This is a genomic window from Pseudomonas sp. MIL19 (assembly GCF_028680365.1).
In the GTDB taxonomy this organism is placed as follows: domain Bacteria; phylum Pseudomonadota; class Gammaproteobacteria; order Pseudomonadales; family Pseudomonadaceae; genus Aquipseudomonas; species Aquipseudomonas spirodelae.
In genome coordinates, this window is sequence record NZ_JAPPVG010000017.1 from 54,190 (window position 1) to 73,728 (window position 19,539).

The following is a 19,539-nucleotide window of genomic DNA, read 5'->3' on the forward strand; positions in this document are numbered from 1 at the left end:
TTTGCTACAGCTGTGGATAACTGCGCGGCGTATACACCCACTCGCCACCCTCGGCGCGCGGGAAGCGGCAGGTTTGGCTGGAGCCGATGATCACCAGGGTGCGCATATCGACCATCTCTGGCGTGAGTTCGCCTAGCGTCAGGCTGCGCAGGGTTTCGCCGGGGCGGCCGATGTCGCGGCCGAGCACCACCAGGGTTTCTGGCGTGCGTTGTTGGCGGATGATCTCCAGCGCACTGCCGAGCTGCCAGGGGCGGGCTTTGGAGATGGGGTTGTAGAAGGCCATCACCAGGTCGGCGGCGGCGGCATGCGCCAGGCGCTTTTCGATAATGGCCCAGGGCTTGAGGTTGTCCGACAGGGAGATCAGGCAGAAGTCATGCCCCAGCGGCGCGCCGGCTTTGGCGGCGGTGGCCAGCGCTGCGGAGACGCCGGGGAATATCTGTAGATCGACGCGCTGCCATTCGGCTTTGGTGGATTCGTGCAGGGCTTCCAGCACGGCGGCGGCCATGGCGAATACACCCGGGTCGCCGGACGACACCACCACCACGCGTCGGCCGCTGGCGGCCAGCTCGAAGGCATGCCTGGCGCGCTGCATTTCTTCACGGTTATCGGTGCAGTGGCGCACCTGCTCCGGGCGCAGCGGGCCGGCCATATTGATATAGGTTTCGTAGCCGAGCAGGTCCTGGGCTTCATCCAGCGCCTGACGCGCGGCGGGCACCATAAATTCAGCGGCACCAGGGCCGAGACCGATTACCGTCAGACGACCACGCGGGCGGCCAAGCTGGTTGGCGTCGATGGGTGCAGCGGCCAGCAGCAGGCGCAGGTTGGCGTGCTGGCTGTGTAGCGGCGGCAATTGCGTAGCGTCGTCGATAAAGCGCAGCGGCAGCTTGAGCTGCGTGGCGGCGGCGTGCAGTTCGGTTTTGGCCATCAGTTCCGGCGCGGCCAGCAGGCAGGCCAGGCTGTGCGGCGCCAGGTTGCTGGCATGCAGCGCCTGCTGCAGCTCGTTAAGCAAATCGGCGCTGGCGCGTTCGATCCACACTGCGACTTGTTGCGGGTGAATCAATAGCTCATCAACGTTGGCGGCGCGACTGTGCGGGCTGATATGGATCACCCGGTCAGCGCTGTTATCCATAGGCAGTTTGGCCTGGGTCAGCCAGGGCGCGTCGCCTTCAATACGCACGGCCTGACCGCTGAGCAGGTCGCTGACAAAGCCTTTGCCCTGTTCCAGATCGGCCAATACATAACCGGCTGGCGGCTCCAGCAGGCAGGTACCAAAGCGCAGTTCGCCGCTGGTGGTGATCGCCGCGCTGACCTCTAGGTGTGCCGCAACTTCGCGCGCCATCCGGTTGACCCCGCCCAGCCCGCCGAGCAGCGGCACTACGGCGCTGCCATCTTCGGCCACGGCCAGCACCGGTGGTTCGCGGTCCTTCTCGCCGAGCACGGCAGCCAGACTGCGGATGACGATGCCGGCGGCGCACAGGGCGATGATCGGCGTGCCGTCGCGATATAGCGTGCGCAGGTTGTCGCCGAAGTCTTCATACAGCCGCTCGACATCCGCCACTCGACCGCTCAGGCCGTGAATCTGCGCCTGTGGATAAAGCACCTGGATACGCCGCGCGCAGGGCAGGGCGGAGGGGCCGAGGATGATGATGGCGGGAGCGGCGGTCATAAGGTGTTCCATAGTGGGCGGGGCGCGGTGGGCGGATCAACCGCGCCATTTCTCGCCGGGAATGACGATCATCGAGAAGTACGGCGAGGACATCGCTTCCACCTCGTCCAGCGGCACGATGCGTTGGTTGCCCATGGTCGCGCGCTCAACGTAATGCGCGCGCTGGTCGATGCCCAGCTCCTGCAACACGCGGCGGACTTTCTCGAAGTTGCGCCCGAGCTTCATCACCACGGAGGCTTCGGCATCGCGCAGGCGCTGCTTGAGTTCATCTTCTGGCAGCACGCCGGAGAGCACGCTCAAGCTCTGGTTGCGGTATACCAGCGGGGTGCCGAGCACCGAGGCGCAGCCGAGCATGGAGCACACGCCGGGCACCACTTCCACGTCGTACTGGCCGGCCAAACGGTCGTGCAGATACATGTAGGAGCCGTAGAAGAACGGGTCGCCTTCACAGATCACCGCTACGTCGTGGCCAGCATCCAGTCGTGCAGCGATTTGCACGGCGCAGGTGTCGTAGAAGTCGCTGATCACATCCTCATAGCTTAGCGGCGCGGCGAGCTTTTCTGTGGTCACCGGGTAGACCAGCGGCAGGCGCTGCTGGGAGTCGGTCAGGTGCGCTTCGATAATGCCGAAGGCGTTGCCGCCCTGACCGACGTTGGCTTTGGCCTTGGCCACAAAGTAGCCAATCACCGCTGCCGATTGCAGCAGGCGCAGGGCCTTGAGGGTGATCAGCTCGGGGTCGCCGGGGCCGACGCCGATGCCTAGCAGGCGGCCTTTTTGTACGCTCATCACTCCACCTCCGTGGCCAGGGCGTTGACCGCCGCTACCGCCATGGCGCTACCGCCACGGCGGCCGCGCACGATCACATAGGGCACGCCGCGGCTGTCGGCGGCCAGGGCGTCCTTGGATTCTGCCGCGCCGATAAAGCCCACCGGCATACCGATGATCAACGCCGGTTTTGGCGCGCCGGCATCGAGCATTTCCAGCAGGTAGAACAGTGCGGTGGGGGCGTTGCCGATCACCACCACGCTGCCTTCCAGGTGCTCGCGCCAATGTTCCAAGGCGACGGCCGAACGGGTATTGCCGAGTGCGCGTGCTTGCTCAATCACACCGTCGTTATGCAGGGTGCAGATCACCGGGTTGTTGGCGGCCAGGCGCGGGCGGGTGATGCCTTCGGCGACCATCCGCGCATCGCAGAGAATCGCCGCACCCTTGGCCAGCGCGGCGCGGCCGGCGGCCCCGGCACCGGGGGAGAAGCGCAGGTCCTGCACCACATCGACCATGCCGCAGGCGTGGATGACGCGCACGGCGAGCTTTTCCAGATCGGCCGGGATGTTGCTGAGGTCCGCCTCGGCGCGGATGGTGGCGAAGGACTGGCGGTAGATTTCCTGGCCGTCGCGGATGTACTCAAGCATCGCTGTTTCCTGTTGCGCAGTGGGCGGCGAACCAGTCGCCGGCCTCGTCGATAGTCATGGCGCTGGCCAGCAGCTGGCCGAAACCGGCCACCTCGGACGTGCGTTGATAGAGCTGGTAATGCCCGGCGCTGCTGGCCAGCAAGGTAAAGGGCGCGGTATGCGCGGCGGCGCAGGAGCGCGTGCAGGCGCTGAGATGCACCTGCGGCCGCGCTGTGCTGGCGCGCAGGCGCTTGGCGAGCAGCAAGGCGTCGGCTTTGCTGTCGGCCAGGCCCTTGGCGCAGGCGGCTGAGCCGGTGCAGGCGATCAGATTGCTAAGTGGTTCCTGCGCATCGATCAGCAGGCCCAGTTCGGCCAGTTTGTGCAGCAGGTAGTCTGCCGATTGCTCGGGGATATTTGGTAGCAGCAGACCCTGCCAGGGTGTCAGGCGCAGGCTGGCATCGCCAAATTGCTCGGCCAGATCCGCCAGGGCGTTGAGTTGCGAAGCATCGATTCGGCCCAGACGCGCGCTGGCAGCGACCATGCACAGGCCCGCCTGCTGCTGCGGATAAATGCCGATTGCCGCACCCTGGCTGACGGGTGTGCGCGGCCAATCGGTCGGAGCCGTTTGCACGCTAAAGGGCAGACGCGCTTGCAGCTGTTGCAGCAGCTGGCTGGGCGTCATCACACCGAGCAACTGGCGCATCCGGCTGTGTTCGCTCCCAGCCAGATTGAGGAACAGCCTGAGCAGTTGCTCCACCAGCGGCACGGCTTGCTCAATGTCGACCACACCCAGTGGCTTGTCAGTCGGGCAGCCAGCCAGGCCAAAGGCCAGTCGAGCTGGCGAGCCGGACAGGGCGCTAAGCCAGATATCGTGGGGGTGTTGCAGCATCGTCAGGGCTTCGCCGCCGTCGAGCTGAATGGCGAATTTGGCCGAAAGCGCATGCAGTGCTGGGGTGTTTTGCAGCAGATCGAGCAGCGTGGCGGCCAGCGGCCGGGTGTCGAGCAGGGCATGCGGGTCAAGGCCGGCGGCGGGGCTGAGCAGCAAGTTGCGCACATCATCCGCTGCCGGGTTGCTGGGGCCGAGACCGGCAGCGAGCAGGCGCTCGATCAACTCGGCCTGCTGACCAGCCAACACGCCACGAATCTGCAGATTGCTGCGGTTGGTCAGCTCCAGCACACCGCTGGCGCAGCGTTCGGCCGCCTCGGCGATGGCGCGTGCCTGTTTGCTGCTGAGTACGCCGCCGGCCAGCTTGACCCGACAGATACCACCGTCCAGCGCCTGAACGATACGCAGCAGGCCGGGGCACGCGCTGGGGCGTGGTAGTGACGGATCTATGGTGGTGGAATGGTCGCGCAACGGATTCACCAACAACAAAGACGCGGCGACCGAACCAGCAGAGTTCACCCTGGCACAGGGGAACTCAATGGCATCGGTACACCCCGCCCGATGTTGGCACTCGCGACTAGCGTCGTCGGCAGGTCTCCTGGCTGACAGGTCATCATCTGCCGCGGCCTTCCCAGTTTCCCAGTGGCGCAGTTGCGGCAGACTCGCTGTTTACAGTTGCGGGGGCAGCCACGGTTTAACCGTGTTCCCTCTTAGGCCCGTTAGGGCACCGACGAAGGCTGTATTATGCCCGCTTTGTCTAACGCGCAGACACCCTTGCTCGTCAGGCGGGTACAGAGGAGTGGCTATGACGGCCTGGTTAACCCTGGTTGGGATCGGTGAAGACGGCTACGCCGGCCTGGGTGAGGCGGCGCGCCAGGCGCTGAGCGAGGCGCAGTGCATTGTCGGCGCGGCGCGGCAACTGGCGCTGTTGCCGGCCGCGTTACCGGGGCAGCACGAGCTGTGGCCCAGCCCATTCAGCCTAGAGCCGCTGCTGGCGCGACGCGGTACGCCAGTCTGTGTGCTGGCTAGCGGTGATCCGCTGTTTTATGGGGTTGGCGCGAGCCTGGCGCGGCAGTTGCCGGCTGAAGAGCTGCGGGTGTTCTCGTCGCCTTCGTCAGTGTCCCTGGCCGCCGCCCGCATGGGTTGGCCGCTGCAGGAGGTGACGGTGCTGTCGCTGGTGGCGCGGCCGTTGGCGGCGCTGCAGGCGCAGATTTTCCCCGGCGCGCGGCTGCTGCTGTTGAGCAATGACGGCGACAGCCCGGCGGCGGTGGCCGAATTGCTGCGTGCGCGCGGTTTTGGCCCCAGCCGGCTGACCGTACTGGAACACCTGGGCGGCGCTCAGGAACGGCGCATCGACGGCTTGGCTAGTGACTGGGTGCAGGTGCGGGTGGCTGACCTCAATCTGCTGGCGGTTGACTGTGTGGCGGGCGCCGAGGCGCGTTTGCTGCCGCTGACGCCGGGTTTGCTGGATGACGCTTATCAGCACGACGGCCAGCTGACCAAGCGCGATGTACGCGCGATCACCCTGGCGCGTTTGGCTCCAAAACCCGGCGAACTGCTTTGGGATGTTGGCGCCGGCTGCGGCTCCATCGGCATCGAGTGGATGCGCACACACCCCAGCTGCCTGGCCATCGCCATTGAGGCCGACGCTGGGCGTCAGGCGCATATCCAGCACAACCGCGACGCCCTTGGCGTGCCCGGCCTGCAACTGGTCGCCGGTCGCGCGCCCGAAGCATTGGCTGATTTGGCCGCGCCGGATGCGATTTTTATCGGTGGCGGGGTGACCATTCCCGGCATGCTGGAGCAGTGCTGGGCCAACCTGAAACCGGGCGGTCGGCTGGTGGCTAATGCCGTCACCCTGCAAAGCGAAGCGGCGTTGGTGGCCTGGCGTGAGCAGGTGGGCGGTGAGCTGACCCGCATCAGCGTGGCCCAGGCGCAGCCGCTGGGCGGTTTCGACACCTGGCGCAGCGCCCTGCCGATCACTCTGCTGCAAGTACGCAAGCCGTGAGCCCGCGCATTCTGCTGCTCGGCGGCACCACCGAGGCCTTGCGTTTGGCGCGCCGCCTTGGCCCTGAAAGCATCTACAGCCTGGCGGGTTTGGGCCGGGTGCCGGATGACTTGCCCTGCCAGGTGCGCGTTGGCGGCTTTGGCGGGGCCGAAGGCTTGGCGGCGTTTATCCGCGAGCAGGGCATCGAGTTGCTGCTGGACCTGACTCACCCTTATGCCGCGCAGATCAGCGCCAATGCTGCCCGTGCTGCAGAGCTGAGCGGCGTTGCCTGCTGGGCGCTGCGTCGCCCCGGTTGGCAGGCTGGCGCTGGTGATGATTGGCGTGAGGTGGACGACTGGGCTGAGCTGGTAGCTGCGTTAGAACATTTCCAGCGCCCGCTGTTTACCCTCGGCCGTGAGCCGTTGGAGCACCTGCACGAGATTCCCCTGCACCAGCACTGGACCGTTCGCTGTCTGACGGCGCAACAAGCGGTGCCGCGTGCGGAAATCATCGGCGCGCGCGGGCCGTTCGCGCTGGACGAGGAGCGCGCGCTGTTCGCTCGCCTGGGGACTGATGTGCTGATCAGCAAGAACAGCGGCAGCGCGTCCACCGAGCCGAAGTTACAGGTGGCGCGCGAACTGGGTTTGCCGGTGCTGTTGCTGCGCCGGCCCGAGTTGCCAGCGGTAGAGCGCGAGTTTGCCCAGTTGGAGGACCTGTGGGGTGCGCTTCAGCGGCGCCTGGTTTGAGCCGTCATCGCGGCTAAAGCCCCTCCCACGTCGGGTACACAGCTCCGTTGCTACAACCCGAAATCGCCCGGATGGCCTCTGCGCTATGGCGGACTGCTAGACTGCCGGCCCTTTTGAGGAGGTCGCGATGAACCCCACTCCATACGCCCACGTGTTGTTTATCGGTCCCGGTCTTAGCCGTGGCGCGTCGGCTGAGCGTTTGCAGCAGCGGCTTGCTGCGCTGTTGGGCGAGGCGCACCTGCATGACAGCGAACAGGATCTGCAGCCGTTCTGGCAGGCGCTGGATGAGTTGCCGCGGCCATTACTTGTGGTGGATTTAGAGCCGCGTGCCGATGCTGCCCACCGTGACTGGCTACGTGAGCAGATCGCCGAACGCACTGATGGCGCGTCGGTGTTTGTGGTCTGCACGGCGATGGAAGACGCCTGGCTCGACGGCCTGGCCGCGCTGCTTGAGCGCACGCAACTGCACTTGGCCTGCAGCGATGTAGCCGCCGTGCCGGCGCAGCACGCCTGGTCGCAGATTCCGCCGCACGCCCAGCGCCTACTGCTGTGCAACGGCCCGCGCTGCACGCGTAAGGGCGCGCTGGGCCTGTGGAAAACCCTGCGTCAGCGCCTCAAGGCCGCCGGCAAGCTGGAGTGCGAGGGCGGTGTGCATATCACCCGCAGTCAATGCCAGTTCCCTTGCGACGGGGGGCCGACCGCGAGCCTTTATCCACAGGGCGAGTGGTTCGGTATCCGTGACGAGGCGGCGGTGATCCGCCTGGTCGACGAGCGCCTGGTGGCCGGCCGCGCGGTACCCGAGTTGCGCATCGATCAGGATTGAGTGCGCGGACTTTATCGACGGCTATTTAGTGGCGGCCCAGGCTGCGCCGCTGAGTGAGCTGGCGCGGCTGGAGTGGGCGTTTACCTTGGCGTTTGATGCCATCTACGTTGCGCCCTTGAGCCTGGCGGCCGATGAAACCACGGCGTTGCAGGGCATGATCGAGCAGGGTTGGCGCTTTGCGGAGCTGTGCGGCGAGTTGGCTCATCTGGGCGAGCAGGCGCCGATACAGGCCGTGAGCTGGTTACGCCAGTGGTTGAGCGACGGTTTGCTGCAAGCCGGGGCCGAATAGTTTTCTCGCTGGAAGCGCTATCCTGACAACGGAGTCACCTGAACTAACCTTTTCATTGGTGTGAAAAGAGGAGGTTCCTATGCCTACGTACCTACCGTCTGCGCTGCGTGATCTGCAACTGCCCTTGCGGGTGCGCTTATGGGATGGCCAGCAACTGGATCTAGGTCCGCAGCCGCTAGTCACGCTGGTTGTAAAAGACCCTAAGCTGATGACGCAACTCGCTCATCCAAGCCTTGATCTGCTGGGCGGCGCCTACGTTGAAGGCCGGCTGGCGCTGGAAGGTTCGATCAGCGAGGCCATTGAAGTGTGCGATGCGTTGAGCCAGGCGCTGCTGGGCGATGAGCCTGCTCGGCATAGCGTCAGAGCGGCCCATGACAAGCGCACTGACGCTGAGTCGATTCACTACCACTATGACCTCTCCAACGACTTCTATGCGCTGTGGCTGGACCCTGAAATGGTCTATTCCTGTGCTTACTTCGAAACCGGCGAGGAAACGCTCGAACAGGCGCAAATCGCCAAACTCCGCCACCTGTGCCGTAAGTTACGCTTGCAGCCGGGGGATAAATTGCTGGATGTCGGCTGCGGTTGGGGTGGCCTGGCGCGCTTCGCTGCCCGTGAATACGGGGCGCAAGTATTCGGCATTACCCTTAGCCGTGAACAACTGCACTGGGCGCGCCAGCGGGTAATCGAGCAGGGGCTGGGCGCGAAGGTGACGCTTGAGTTGATGGACTACCGCGACCTGCCGCAGGACGGCCGTTTCGACAAAGTGGTGAGTGTCGGTATGTTCGAGCATGTTGGTCACGCCAATTTGCCGCTGTATTGCCAGCGCCTGTTCGGGGCGGTGAAGCCCGCTGGCTTGGTGATGAACCATGGCATTACGGCCAAATACACCGATGGTCGTCCGGTGGCGCGCGGTGCCGGTGACTTCATCGGGCGCTACGTCTTCCCCAATGGTGAGCTTCCCCACCTGGCCAGCGTGACCTGCTGCCTGAGCGACGCCGGCCTGGAAGTGGTCGACGTGGAAAACCTGCGTCTGCATTACGCGCGCACCTTGGCGTTTTGGAGTACTCGCCTGGAGGCGCAACTGGCGCAGGCGGCGCAGATGGTGCCAGAGCAGGTCTTGCGCATCTGGCGCTTGTATCTGGCGGGTTGTGCCTATGGTTTCAGCCGTGGCTGGATGGCCCTACACCAGGTTCTGGCAGTTAAACCCCGCGCCGATGGCAGCCACGACCTGCCATTGAGCCGTGCTGATCTATACCGTCAGTGAACGCCGCCCGCGCCGGCAGACCTAACCGCTGGCGGTGGCTTTGTTACCATGCCGGCTCTGCCTCATTGCGAGCCGTACATGCCTGCCTTTTTGCTGCGTTACCGCGTTGCCCTGATTGTCTTGCTGATCCTGCTGGGTTTGCTGGCGAGCATCTGGCTGGCCGGGCGTTATGCCGAGCAGCGTGCCTGGCAGGAGCGCAGCCTGGAGGCGCGCGGGCAGTTGCAGCTGTATGCGCAGTCGATCCACACCCTGGTCGAGCGCTTTCGCTCGGTGCCCGAGGTGCTGGCGCTGGACAGCGATATCAAGTCGCTGCTGCGTGCCCCGGATGACCGTTTGCTGCGCCGCAAACTCAACGAGCGTCTGGAGCAGCTCAATAGCGCCGCCGGCTCCAATGTGTTGTATCTGCTCAATACCCAGGGCGAAACGCTGGTGGCCAGTAACTGGCGCGACTGGAGCAGTTTTGTCGGCAACAACTACGCGTTTCGCCCGTATTTTCAGGATGCTGTGCGCCAGTCCTCCGGGCGTTATTTCGCGGTGGGCGTGACCACCGGCATCCCCGGTTATTTCCTTTCCCATGCGGTGCGTAATGAGCAGGGCGTGGTGCTCGGTGTGCTGGTGGTCAAGCTGGAGCTGGAAGAACTGCAGCGCGAATGGGTCAGCCAGCCGGGCGTGTTGCTGGTGGCCGACAGCTACTCGGTGGTGATCCTCAGCAACCGCCCGGCCTGGCGCTTTCTTGCCCTTGATGGGGTGAGCGAGCAAGCCCGCGCCGAGTTGGTGGAAGTGCGCAAATACGCCGAACAGGCGCTGAAGCCGTTAAGCAGTAAGTTGCGCCGGCAGATTGATAGCGATAGCCAATGGCGTTGGGTCGAAGGCCCGGATGGCCCGCGCGATTACCTCTGGCAGCGTCAGGCCCTCGGTGACGAAGGCTGGACCCTGCACCTGCTGCACGAGCCGAAAAGCCTGGTCAACAGTGTGCGCAGCTACCGCCTGGCCGCCGCCGGGGTGTGGATGACCCTGGCCTTTCTGCTGCTCTACCTGGCCCAGCGGCGCAAGAACCAGCGGTTGCAAGCGGGCATCCGTGAGCGCCTGGAGCGTGAGGTGGCGCTGCGCACCGCCGAATTGCGCCAAGCCCAGGAAGGCCTGGTGCATGCGGCGAAGATGGCCGCACTGGGGCAGATGTCCGCGGCCATGGCCCATGAAATCAACCAGCCGCTGACCGCCATGCAGATGCAGCTGGGCAGCTTGCGCCTGCTGCTCGACAGCGGCCGCCAGGACGATGTGCGTGAAGGCTTGCAGCGTATCGATGGCTTGCTGCAACGCATCGCCGGCCTTACCGGCCACCTGAAAACCTTCGCGCGCAAAAGCCCGGCCGGCCTCAGCGAACGGCTGCGCCTGAGTGATGTATTGGAGCAGGCGTTGCAACTGCTGGCGCCGCGCCTGCGCAGCGAGCAAGTACAGCTGCACAGTGAGATCGACACCGATGCGCGGGTGTTAGGTGATGCGATTCGCCTGGAGCAGGTGCTGCTCAATCTGCTCAACAACGCCCTGGATGCCATGGCATCTGTCGAGTCGCGGCAGCTGCATATCCGTATCGAGCAGCGGGACGGGCAGTGCCTGCTGAGCATCGCCGACAGCGGCGGCGGGATTGCCGCGGATGTGCTCGCGCATGTCTTCGAGCCATTCTTCACCACCAAGCCGGTGGGCAGCGGGTTGGGCCTCGGTTTGGCGGTGTCTTACGGCATTGTGCGCGAGCTGGGCGGCAGCCTGGAGGCGGCCAATGGCGAGCAGGGCGCGGTGTTTACCCTGCGCCTGCCGGCTGCGCCCAATGCGCGAGAGCTGGTAAATCGCTAGGGTGGGTTTGCGGCGCGGATAGGTGCTCGTTTAGCGCGCGCAATGCTCGTGCGCCTCGTAACCCACCAGACGATGGCGCGTGTGACGCAGCCGGTGGGTTTGCCGCCCCAGGCCCGGTGCAGAGCCGGGCAATCGCGACAGTCGGCTAACCCACCCTACGGGTTGTATTCAAGTGTGTGGTTTTACGGCGCTCATCCACCCTACACTGCCGCCGATTGATCAGGAGGGGATATGACTGGGCAGGTAATAGTCGTCGATGATGAAGTGGCGATCCGCGAGGCGGTGCAGCAGTGGCTGGAGCTGTCTGGTTTCAGCGTGCACAGCTGTGCGACGGCGCAGGCTGCGTTGGCGTTGGTCGACCGTGATTACCCCGGGATCATCATCAGCGATGTGCGCATGCCCGGCACCGATGGCCTGCAGCTGCTCGACAGCGTGCTGGAGCGCGACCGTGAGCTGCCGGTGATTCTGATCACCGGGCATGGCGACGTGCCGATGGCGGTACAGGCGCTGCGCCAGGGCGCGTACGACTTTATCGAAAAGCCGTTTACCCCGGAGCGTCTGCTCGACAGCGTGCGCCGCGCGTTGGACAAGCGCCGCCTGGTCTGCGAGAACCGCCAGCTGCGCCAGCAGTTTGCCCTCAAGGACCATATTGAGGCGCAGCTACTCGGCGTCTCGCGGCCGATGGAGACCCTGCGTCGGCAGATCCTCGAACTGGCCGGCACCTCGGTGAATATCCTCCTTCGCGGCGACACCGGCAGCGGCAAGGAGCGGGTTGCGCGCTGCCTACATGATTTCAGCAACCGCGCCGGCAAGCCGTTTGTCGCGCTGAACTGCGCGGCGATTCCCGAGCACCTGTTTGAGAGTGAGTTGTTCGGCCATGAAAGCGGCGCGTTTACCGGCGCCCAGGGCAAGCGCATCGGCCGTATCGAACATGCCGACGGCGGCACGCTGTTTCTCGATGAGGTGGAAAGCCTGCCGCTGGCGCAGCAGGTCAAACTGCTGCGCGTGTTGCAGGAAAAAACCCTGGAGCGCCTGGGCTCCAACCGCAGCATCCAGGTCGACCTGCGGGTGATCAGCGCGGTCAAGCCGGACCTGCTCGATGAGGTCAAAGCCGGGCGCTTCCGTGAGGATTTGTACTACCGCCTGAACGTCGCCACCTTGCGTATTCCGCCGCTGCGCGAACGCCGCGAGGACATTCCGTTGCTGTTTGAGCACTTCGCCCATCAGGCTGCGCAACGCCATGGCCGTGAAACCCCGGCCCTGGCACCCGCCGAATTGACCCGCCTGCTCGCGCATGACTGGCCGGGCAACGTACGTGAACTGATCAACGCCGCCGAGCGTCACGCCCTGGGCATCAGTGGCGGGGTAGAGCCTACGGACGCGCTGCCGGTGCAGTCGTTGGCCGAGCAGATGGAAACCTTCGAGGCGCAATGCCTGCACCGTGCCCTGCAGCACTGCCAGGGCAATATCGCCGAGGTCATGGCGCTGCTGCAGCTGCCACGCCGCACCCTCAACGAAAAGATGCAGCGCCATGGCCTGCTGCGCAGCAGCTATCGACCCGCCGGGAGCAGCGACGAGGATTGATAGGCCGTTGCCTGTAGTCAGGATGTAGGGCGGTTGACGCATCACCCTGAGACATCGTCGGCGGAATTTCGCTTATCCAGGTTTTTGTAGTGGCGGATTTCCGCTTGTTATCACGGCTAGGTTGGCCGTGCCGCGCAATGTAACCGCTCTAGCGCGGGCTTTCCTTTCGCTGGCACGGCATCTGCTATAGCTCTTGCCAGCCGCGCACTCGAATGCGCTGGCACTCATAAGAAAGGCAAGAGATGAACCCTATGAACTGCCACGTTAAATCTGCACGTCCAGCTTCCCCGGCAGCACCATCCTCTCTCTTGTGCACGCGACCCCGGTCGTGTGCAGGCATTGCCTCTTTCCGTCACTCTGCGAACCCAGGCTCTGCACGGCCCTAGTGCCCTATAGCGTCTACAGTGAAAACCTCTGCATAAAGCCATAACAACGACGGAGTTTCTTCCATGCGAATGACCAAACGTTTTAGCCTATTTGCTGCTGCCGCAGCCTTTACCGCGAGCACCGCCGTACTCGCCGCACCGACCTTTATCAATATCCTTACCGGTGGCACCAGTGGTGTGTACTACCCGATTGGTGTGGGCCTGTCGCAGCTGTACAGCAACGGCATCGAAGGCTCCAAGACCTCGGTACAGGCGACCAAAGCCTCGGTGGAAAACCTCAACCTGCTGCAAGCCGGTCGTGGTGAGCTGGCGCTGGCCCTGGGTGATTCCGTGGCTGATGCCTGGAATGGTGTGGAAGAGGCTGGCTTCAAGGCGCCGCTGAAAAAACTGCGAGCGATTGCCGGCACTTACCCGAACTACATCCAGATCGTCGCCAGCAAGGAGTCCGGGATCAAGACCCTGGCTGACCTCAAGGGCAAGACCATCTCCGTCGGTGCACCGAAGTCCGGCACCGAGCTCAATGCTCGCGCCATCTTCAAGGCCGCCGGCCTGAGCTATGACGACATGGCCAAGGTTGAATTCCTTCCATATGCCGAGTCGGTTGAGCTGATCAAGAACCGTCAGCTGGATGCCACCCTGCAGTCTTCTGGCCTGGGCATGGCGGCTATTCGTGACCTGGCGGCCACTCTGCCAATCACCTTTGTCTCGGTACCGGCTGACGTGACCGCCAAGATCGGCAACGCGGCTTACCAGCCCGCGTCGATCCCAGCCGGCACCTATGACGGTCAGGATGCCGATGTGCCGACTGTAGCCATCACCAATATCCTGGTGAGCCATGAGGATGTGTCCGAAGAAGTGGCCTATCAGATGACCAAGCTGATGTTCGACAACCTGGAGCGTCTGGGTAACGCCCATTCCGCGGCCAAGGACATCAAGCTGGAAACGGCTGCGAAGAACCTGCCGATCCCGCTGCACCCAGGTGCTGAGCGCTTCTACAAAGAAGCCGGCGCGCTGTAAGGCTGTTGAAGGGTTGGCTGGGTAGGATGGGTCGGGCCGCGCAGGTTGAGCAACGCGATACCCATGCTGCACGGCTCAAGTCTGGAGAGACGCTTCAGCAACGTTTGATGGGTTACGCCGCTGCGCGGCTAACCCATCCTACCCAGGCTTCACTTTCAGTAGAGTTGTGAATAAAACCGCTGTGCGCGTCACGGCAAGTTTTGTTGGCGACTCTGTGCGATTGATGTTGTAACGAGGGCATCCGCCTCATGAGTGAGCAAAACCAAGGCCTTGCTGCCAACCCCGGCGATTGGCCAAAAGCGCTGTTTTATGTCGCGCTGCTGTTCTCCATTTTCCAGATCATCACCGCCGCCTTTCACCCGGTGTCGAGCCAGATTCTGCGTGCAATCCACGTGGGCTTTCTGTTGATGGTGGTGTTTCTCTGCTTTCCGCTGCGCGGCAAGGGTCAGCCCTGGCAGCCGATGGCTTGGCTATTGGGCCTGGCCGGCATGGCCACGGCGGCCTACCAGTGGTATTTCGAAGCCGATCTGATCCAGCGTTCCGGTGATTTGACCCAGAGCGATATGGCCATCGGCCTGCTGTTGATCGTCTTGGTCTTCGAGGCCGCGCGCCGTGTTATGGGCATCGCGCTGCCGCTGATCTGCGCACTGTTTCTGGTCTACGGCCTGTTCGGCCAGTACCTGCCGGGCGACCTGATGCACCGCGGTTATGACCTTGATCAGATCGTTAACCAACTGTCCTTCGGCACCGAAGGGCTGTACGGCACGCCGACCTATGTTTCGGCGACCTACATCTTCCTGTTTATCCTGTTTGGTGCGTTTCTCGAACAGGCCGGGATGATCAAGCTGTTCACCGATTTCGCCATGGGTCTGTTCGGCCACAAGCTCGGTGGCCCGGCCAAGGTCTCGGTGGTGTCGTCGGCACTGATGGGCACCATCACTGGATCGGGCGTGGCCAACGTGGTCACCACCGGCCAGTTCACCATCCCGCTGATGAAGCGCTTCGGCTACAAGCCGGCGTTTGCTGGTGGCGTTGAGGCGACGTCCTCGATGGGCAGCCAGATCATGCCGCCGATCATGGGCGCGGTAGCGTTCATCATGGCCGAGACCATCAACGTGCCGTTTTTTGAAGTAGCTAAGGCGGCGTTAGTACCGGCCTTGCTGTACTTCGGCTCGGTGTTCTGGATGGTCCATCTGGAAGCCAAACGCGCCAACCTGCGCGGGCTACCGAAGGACCAGTGCCCGAACCCTTGGGCGGCGATCAAGCAGCGCTGGTACCTGCTGATTCCGCTGCTGATTCTGATCTACCTGCTGTTCTCCGGGCGCACGCCGCTGTTCTCCGGGATGGTTGGTCTGGCGCTGACGGCCATCGTGATTCTCGGCTCGGCAATCATCCTGCGGGTGTCGTCCAAGGTCATGCGTTTTGCCTTCTGGATCGCCCTCGGCGTGCTCTGCGCCGGATTCTTCCAGCTGGGCATCGGCGTGGTGTTTGGCGTAGTGGCGCTGTTGGTGGCGATCTGCTGGTTTATCAAGGGCGGCCGCGACACCCTGACCATCTGCCTGCATGCGCTGGTGGAAGGTGCACGGCATGCGGTGCCAGTGGGCATTGCCTGCGCCCTGGTCGGGGTAATCATTGGCGTGGTCTCCCTGACGGGCGTGGCGTCGACCTTTGCCGGTTACATTCTGGCGATTGGTCAGGATAACCTGTTCCTCTCGCTGATCCTCACCATGCTCACCTGCCTGGTATTGGGCATGGGCATTCCGACCATTCCCAACTACATCATCACCAGCTCGATTGCCGCGCCAGCACTGCTGGAGCTGGGTGTGCCGCTGATTGTCTCGCACATGTTCGTGTTCTATTTCGGCATCATGGCCGACCTCACGCCGCCGGTGGCGCTGGCCTGTTTCGCAGCCGCACCGATCGCCAAGGAAAGCGGCCTGAAGATCAGCCTATGGGCGATTCGCATTGCCGTGGCCGGGTTTATCGTGCCGTTCATGGCGGTGTACGAGCCGGCGCTGATGCTGCAGGGCGATAGCCTGTTGGCGACGCTCTATGTGGTGTTCAAGGCCGCGCTGGCTATTGGCATCTGGGGCGCGATCTTCACTGGCTTCCTGCAGATCAAAATGCCGTGGTGGGAGCGTGCGCTGGGCTTTGCCGCCGGTGCCAGCCTGATTTTGGCGACACCGATGAGTGATGAGATCGGCTTTGCTCTGGCCGCCGTGTTTATCGCCCAGCACCTGTGGCGTGCACGTCATGCGCAGGTGGCGGCTGCATGATTGGCTTGTGCCTAGGCTTGGCGGGTGTGGTGTGGGCCGAAGTGCCCACGCCCGACTTCACCCTGGCCTGGAAGCACACCATCGAGAAAATTCGCTGGGAAGAGGACTACCGCGTCACGCCCGAGGGGTTGTTGCTCGGCGAGGCGCGGGTCAAGGGTTCCGGGGCCGGTATGGAGATTCCAGACGGCGCCGAACTGCGTGAGGGCAGCTGGCACTACCAGCGTCAGCTACCGCCTTTGCAACCACTGCGCTTGGGGCGAACCCCCGAAGCAGGGGACTACCAACTGTGTTTCAACCAGCGTTGCCACTCAATGAGTGAATGGCTCGGCCCGCCACAAGCGACCCAGCCGGCGTTGGAACTTTGGAGCTGTGAGCAAAGCTCCCCGGCCGTTTCGGCGGCAGGCCAGGACGACGGTTAACCCCGCGTCCGCTCCCGGGTCACAAGCCCTGGTGTGTTGTAGAGGAGAGCCCCCATTTGGCGTAGCCGGTGGGGGTTTTGTTTATGTGCGCGGCGCAAATGAACCGGCGTTACCCCGCTGTAAAGCGGCAGCGGCTTCTTAGTCGCTGCTGAGCGGGTCAGTGATGCCGTGACGCTCTTTGAGCTTTTGCACCCATTCGGCCTGGTTGCTGAGAAAAGCATCGAACTGCTTAATCACCTCTGGGTGTTTGATGCTCGACAGGAAGTAGTGATCATCCTGATAGGGCAGGTCGGGGTCGAACACCAGGGACTCATTCTTTCTACTGTTGTACAGCTGATGGCGGATCACTTGCGGATTGAGGTAAACGCCGTCAACCCGGTCACTCATCGCCATGGCCAGTAGCGAGTCGATCTGATTGGCCTGGATCAGAATGATCCGCCCGTTCTTGATGTCCTCCAGGTAGGGCCATGGCGTGAAGCCGCGCTGGGTACCCATGCGGTACAGCCGCGCCTTGCCCTTGCCGAGGTACTGCGGTTTGACCAGTACGCCGTCGATGGCCGGTGCTGCCGCCTGGCTATAATAGAGGGTGTGGCCCTGCTTCTGGTCGGCGTTCCAGCGCGGGTTATCCGGGTATTTGAAATTCACCCGGTCGTCGAGAAAGTCGCTGAGCAGGCGTCGCACTGGCAGTGGCTGGTAAACAAATACATGGCCCTGATACGCGGCAAAGGCGTCGAGCAGGTCACGGCCATAACCCAGGTATTGCCCATTCTGCACGTCTGAGTAAGGCATATATGGCTGCAGCTCGACGCCGACCTTGAAGGTCTCCGCCTGTGCCGACGACAGCAGCTGGAGCAACAGGCAAGCCAGCAAGGACAGCAGGAGTCTCATGGACGGCATCTCGCGCAGTGACCGGAAGGCCTTAGCCCAACGATAGCTAATTGCCTGGCCGAGGGGGAGCTTTACCGCTGAGAGAGCCCATTTGAACTATAAATTAGCATCTGAAAACACCGCGATAGGCCGCCAATACTGGCTATGCGCCGGCACGCAAAGGCCATGGCTGTTACCCTGTACCCCGCAGTCGCTGGCATGGCGGCTGTACGAGTAGGGCAATCCCGTCCTCGTGCGCGTAAAGCGTGCCACACGTCAAAGGAGTCCCCCATGGGTCAAAAACCTTCGTCTGACACGACCCCGCAACCAGAAGCGGCAACTCTGGAAGGCATCCCGGCTCCCACCGGCGATGCCAATTTGATCGACACGGACTACGTGATCGGTCAGGACAACATCAAAGGGCAGTTCTCATTTGCCCTGGATATCCACGGCAAAGTCTTCACCATCTCGGCGCTTACTGTGGTGCTGTTTGTAGTGCTGACCCTGGCCCTGCAAAATCAGGTCGAGCCGTTATTCAGTGCGTTGCGTGGGTGGCTTACCAGCAACCTGGCCTGGTTCTTTCTCGGCTCTGCCAACATCTTTGTGCTGCTTTGTCTGGGCTTGATCGTCTCGCCGCTGGGCAAGGTACGGATTGGCGGCATGCAGGCCACGCCTGATTACACCTACACCGGCTGGTTTTCCATGCTGTTCGCTGCGGGTATGGGCATCGGTCTGATGTTCTATGGCGTAGCCGAACCGATGTCGCACTTCTCGGCGGCGCTGGGTGGCGTCAGCGTGGGTGAGGATGGTGTGCGCACCGACTGGGCACCGTTGGGCGCGGCCGCTGGTGATACCGCAACCGCGGCGCGTATGGGCATGGCGGCGACCATCTTCCACTGGGGCCTGCACCCGTGGGCGATTTACGCGATTGTCGCGCTGGCGCTGGCGTTGTTCTCGTTCAACAAAGGCCTGCCGCTGTCGATTCGCTCGATTTTCTACCCGATTCTCGGTGAGCGGGTGTGGGGCTGGCCGGGGCATGTCATCGACATTCTGGCGGTATTCGCCACCCTGTTTGGCCTCGCTACGTCCCTCGGCCTGGGTGCCGAACAAGCAGCGGCAGGGCTGGACCAACTGTTCGGCATTGCCGCGACAGATGCCAGCAAGGTGTTGCTGATCATCGGCATTACCGCGATTGCCCTGCTGTCGGTACTGGCGGGTTTGGACAAGGGCGTTAAGCGTCTGTCCGAGATCAACATGGGCCTGGCCATCCTGTTGCTGCTGTTTGTGATCATCGCCGGCCCGACGCTGGCTATCCTGACGGGCTTCTTTGATAACCTCGGCGCTTACCTGCAATATCTGCCGGCGCTGTCCAACCCGATTGGCCGCGAAGACGCCAACTTCAGCCAGGGCTGGACGGCCTTCTACTGGGCCTGGTGGATCAGCTGGTCGCCGTTTGTGGGCATGTTTATCGCGCGAGTCAGCCGTGGTCGTACCGTGCGTGAATTCCTGATTGCCGTACTGCTGGTGCCGTCCCTGGTGTCGGTGCTGTGGATGACGGCCTTCGGTGGCACCGGTATCAGTCAGCTGGTCGGCGACGGCTTTACCGGCGTGCAGGATGCCGCGCTGGAGCTGAAACTGTTTGCCATGCTGGCCGAGCTGCCGTGGTCAGCAATTAGCTCGTTTATCGGCATCGTGCTGGTGATCGTGTTCTTCGTCACCTCGTCGGACTCCGGCTCCCTGGTCATCGACACCATCACCGCTGGCGGCAAGGTCAACGCGCCGGTGCCGCAGCGGGTGTTCTGGGTGATTATCGAAGGTGTGATTGCCATCGCCCTGCTGCTCGGCGGCGGGCTGGTGGCCTTGCAGGCTATGGCGGTATCGACCGGTTTACCGTTCACCATCGTGCTGTTGGTGGGCTGTATTTCGATCGTCAAAGGTTTGATGAGCGAACCGCGCTAAGCACGGTTGTTAAGCCGTACAAAAGCGCGCCTTCGGGCGCGTTTTTTGTGGTGCGCCAGGCATGGCGCGTTGCGCGTAAGCGCAACCAGCTGGCTGTGGTGGCCACGCTGGTGACTTGGAGGTGA

Annotated in this window: 16 protein-coding genes and 1 riboswitch; of the genes, 11 read left to right on the forward strand and 5 right to left on the reverse strand. The window is 63.2% G+C overall.

What is annotated here, in order from left to right; translation table 11 throughout:
• Positions 1-4 precede the first annotated feature (4 nt).
• From cobJ to cobG, 4 genes are read right to left on the reverse strand one after another with little or no spacing between them, the layout of a single operon-like run.
• Positions 5-1,666: a precorrin-3B C(17)-methyltransferase gene (gene cobJ, locus N1078_RS12740; RefSeq protein WP_274088543.1), complete on the reverse strand. Its 1,662-nt coding sequence runs from the start codon at positions 1,664-1,666 to the stop codon at positions 5-7.
• Between the two features lie 36 nt (positions 1,667-1,702).
• Complete coding sequence (locus N1078_RS12745; RefSeq protein WP_274088544.1) at positions 1,703-2,455, reverse strand: precorrin-2 C(20)-methyltransferase; 753 nt, start codon at positions 2,453-2,455, stop codon at positions 1,703-1,705.
• Positions 2,452-3,078 carry a precorrin-8X methylmutase gene (locus N1078_RS12750; protein ID WP_274088545.1) on the reverse strand — a complete coding sequence of 209 codons (627 nt, stop codon included), beginning with the start codon at positions 3,076-3,078 and terminating at the stop codon, positions 2,452-2,454. Before N1078_RS12750 ends, N1078_RS12745 begins: the two co-directional genes overlap by 4 nt.
• Positions 3,071-4,414: a precorrin-3B synthase gene (cobG, locus tag N1078_RS12755; RefSeq protein WP_274088546.1), complete on the reverse strand. Its 1,344-nt coding sequence runs from the start codon at positions 4,412-4,414 to the stop codon at positions 3,071-3,073. The genes N1078_RS12750 and cobG overlap by 8 nt, the downstream gene beginning before the upstream one ends.
• A gap of 100 nt (positions 4,415-4,514) precedes the next feature.
• Positions 4,515-4,690: riboswitch (cobalamin riboswitch) on the reverse strand.
• A gap of 58 nt (positions 4,691-4,748) precedes the next feature.
• On the opposite strand from cobG, the gene cbiE reads away from it, so the two are divergent.
• The 10 genes from cbiE (at position 4,749) to N1078_RS12805 (ending at position 16,588) form a co-directional block, all read left to right on the forward strand.
• On the forward strand, positions 4,749-5,951 hold the full coding sequence (gene cbiE, locus N1078_RS12760) for a precorrin-6y C5,15-methyltransferase (decarboxylating) subunit CbiE (protein ID WP_274088547.1): 1,203 nt from the start codon (positions 4,749-4,751) through the stop codon (positions 5,949-5,951).
• Positions 5,948-6,676: a cobalt-precorrin-6A reductase gene (locus tag N1078_RS12765; RefSeq protein ID WP_274088548.1), complete on the forward strand. Its 729-nt coding sequence runs from the start codon at positions 5,948-5,950 to the stop codon at positions 6,674-6,676. The genes cbiE and N1078_RS12765 overlap by 4 nt, the downstream gene beginning before the upstream one ends.
• A gap of 127 nt (positions 6,677-6,803) precedes the next feature.
• Positions 6,804-7,499 carry a (2Fe-2S) ferredoxin domain-containing protein gene (locus N1078_RS12770; RefSeq protein WP_274088549.1) on the forward strand — a complete coding sequence of 232 codons (696 nt, stop codon included), beginning with the start codon at positions 6,804-6,806 and terminating at the stop codon, positions 7,497-7,499.
• 28 nt (positions 7,500-7,527) lie between these two features.
• Positions 7,528-7,788: a hypothetical protein gene (locus N1078_RS12775; RefSeq protein WP_411912052.1), complete on the forward strand. Its 261-nt coding sequence runs from the start codon at positions 7,528-7,530 to the stop codon at positions 7,786-7,788.
• A 79-nt stretch (positions 7,789-7,867) separates the two neighbouring features.
• Positions 7,868-9,055, forward strand: a complete 1,188-nt coding sequence (cfaB, locus tag N1078_RS12780; RefSeq protein ID WP_274088550.1) for a C17 cyclopropane fatty acid synthase CfaB — start codon at positions 7,868-7,870, stop codon at positions 9,053-9,055.
• Between the two features lie 78 nt (positions 9,056-9,133).
• Positions 9,134-10,906 carry an ATP-binding protein gene (locus tag N1078_RS12785; protein WP_274088551.1) on the forward strand — a complete coding sequence of 591 codons (1,773 nt, stop codon included), beginning with the start codon at positions 9,134-9,136 and terminating at the stop codon, positions 10,904-10,906.
• A gap of 231 nt (positions 10,907-11,137) precedes the next feature.
• The gene (locus N1078_RS12790) at positions 11,138-12,490 is read left to right on the forward strand and encodes a sigma-54-dependent transcriptional regulator (protein WP_274088552.1); all 1,353 of its coding nucleotides are present in this window, start codon (positions 11,138-11,140) and stop codon (positions 12,488-12,490) included.
• A gap of 449 nt (positions 12,491-12,939) precedes the next feature.
• The gene (locus tag N1078_RS12795; protein WP_274088553.1) at positions 12,940-13,893 is read left to right on the forward strand and encodes a TAXI family TRAP transporter solute-binding subunit; all 954 of its coding nucleotides are present in this window, start codon (positions 12,940-12,942) and stop codon (positions 13,891-13,893) included.
• 248 nt (positions 13,894-14,141) lie between these two features.
• Positions 14,142-16,169, forward strand: coding sequence for a TRAP transporter permease (locus tag N1078_RS12800; protein WP_274088554.1), 2,028 nt, complete (start codon positions 14,142-14,144; stop codon positions 16,167-16,169).
• Positions 16,166-16,588 (forward strand): DUF1850 domain-containing protein, encoded by a 423-nt coding sequence (locus N1078_RS12805; protein ID WP_274088555.1) that lies wholly within the window; start codon positions 16,166-16,168, stop codon positions 16,586-16,588. Before N1078_RS12800 ends, N1078_RS12805 begins: the two co-directional genes overlap by 4 nt.
• Before the next feature lie 138 nt (positions 16,589-16,726).
• Here the strand turns inward: N1078_RS12805 and N1078_RS12810 are convergent, their stop codons facing one another.
• On the reverse strand, positions 16,727-17,476 hold the full coding sequence (locus N1078_RS12810) for a substrate-binding periplasmic protein (RefSeq protein WP_274088556.1): 750 nt from the start codon (positions 17,474-17,476) through the stop codon (positions 16,727-16,729).
• 270 nt (positions 17,477-17,746) lie between these two features.
• Between N1078_RS12810 and N1078_RS12815 the strand changes: the two genes are divergently transcribed.
• On the forward strand, positions 17,747-19,414 hold the full coding sequence (locus N1078_RS12815) for a BCCT family transporter (RefSeq protein ID WP_274088557.1): 1,668 nt from the start codon (positions 17,747-17,749) through the stop codon (positions 19,412-19,414).
• Positions 19,415-19,539: the final 125 nt, after the last annotated feature.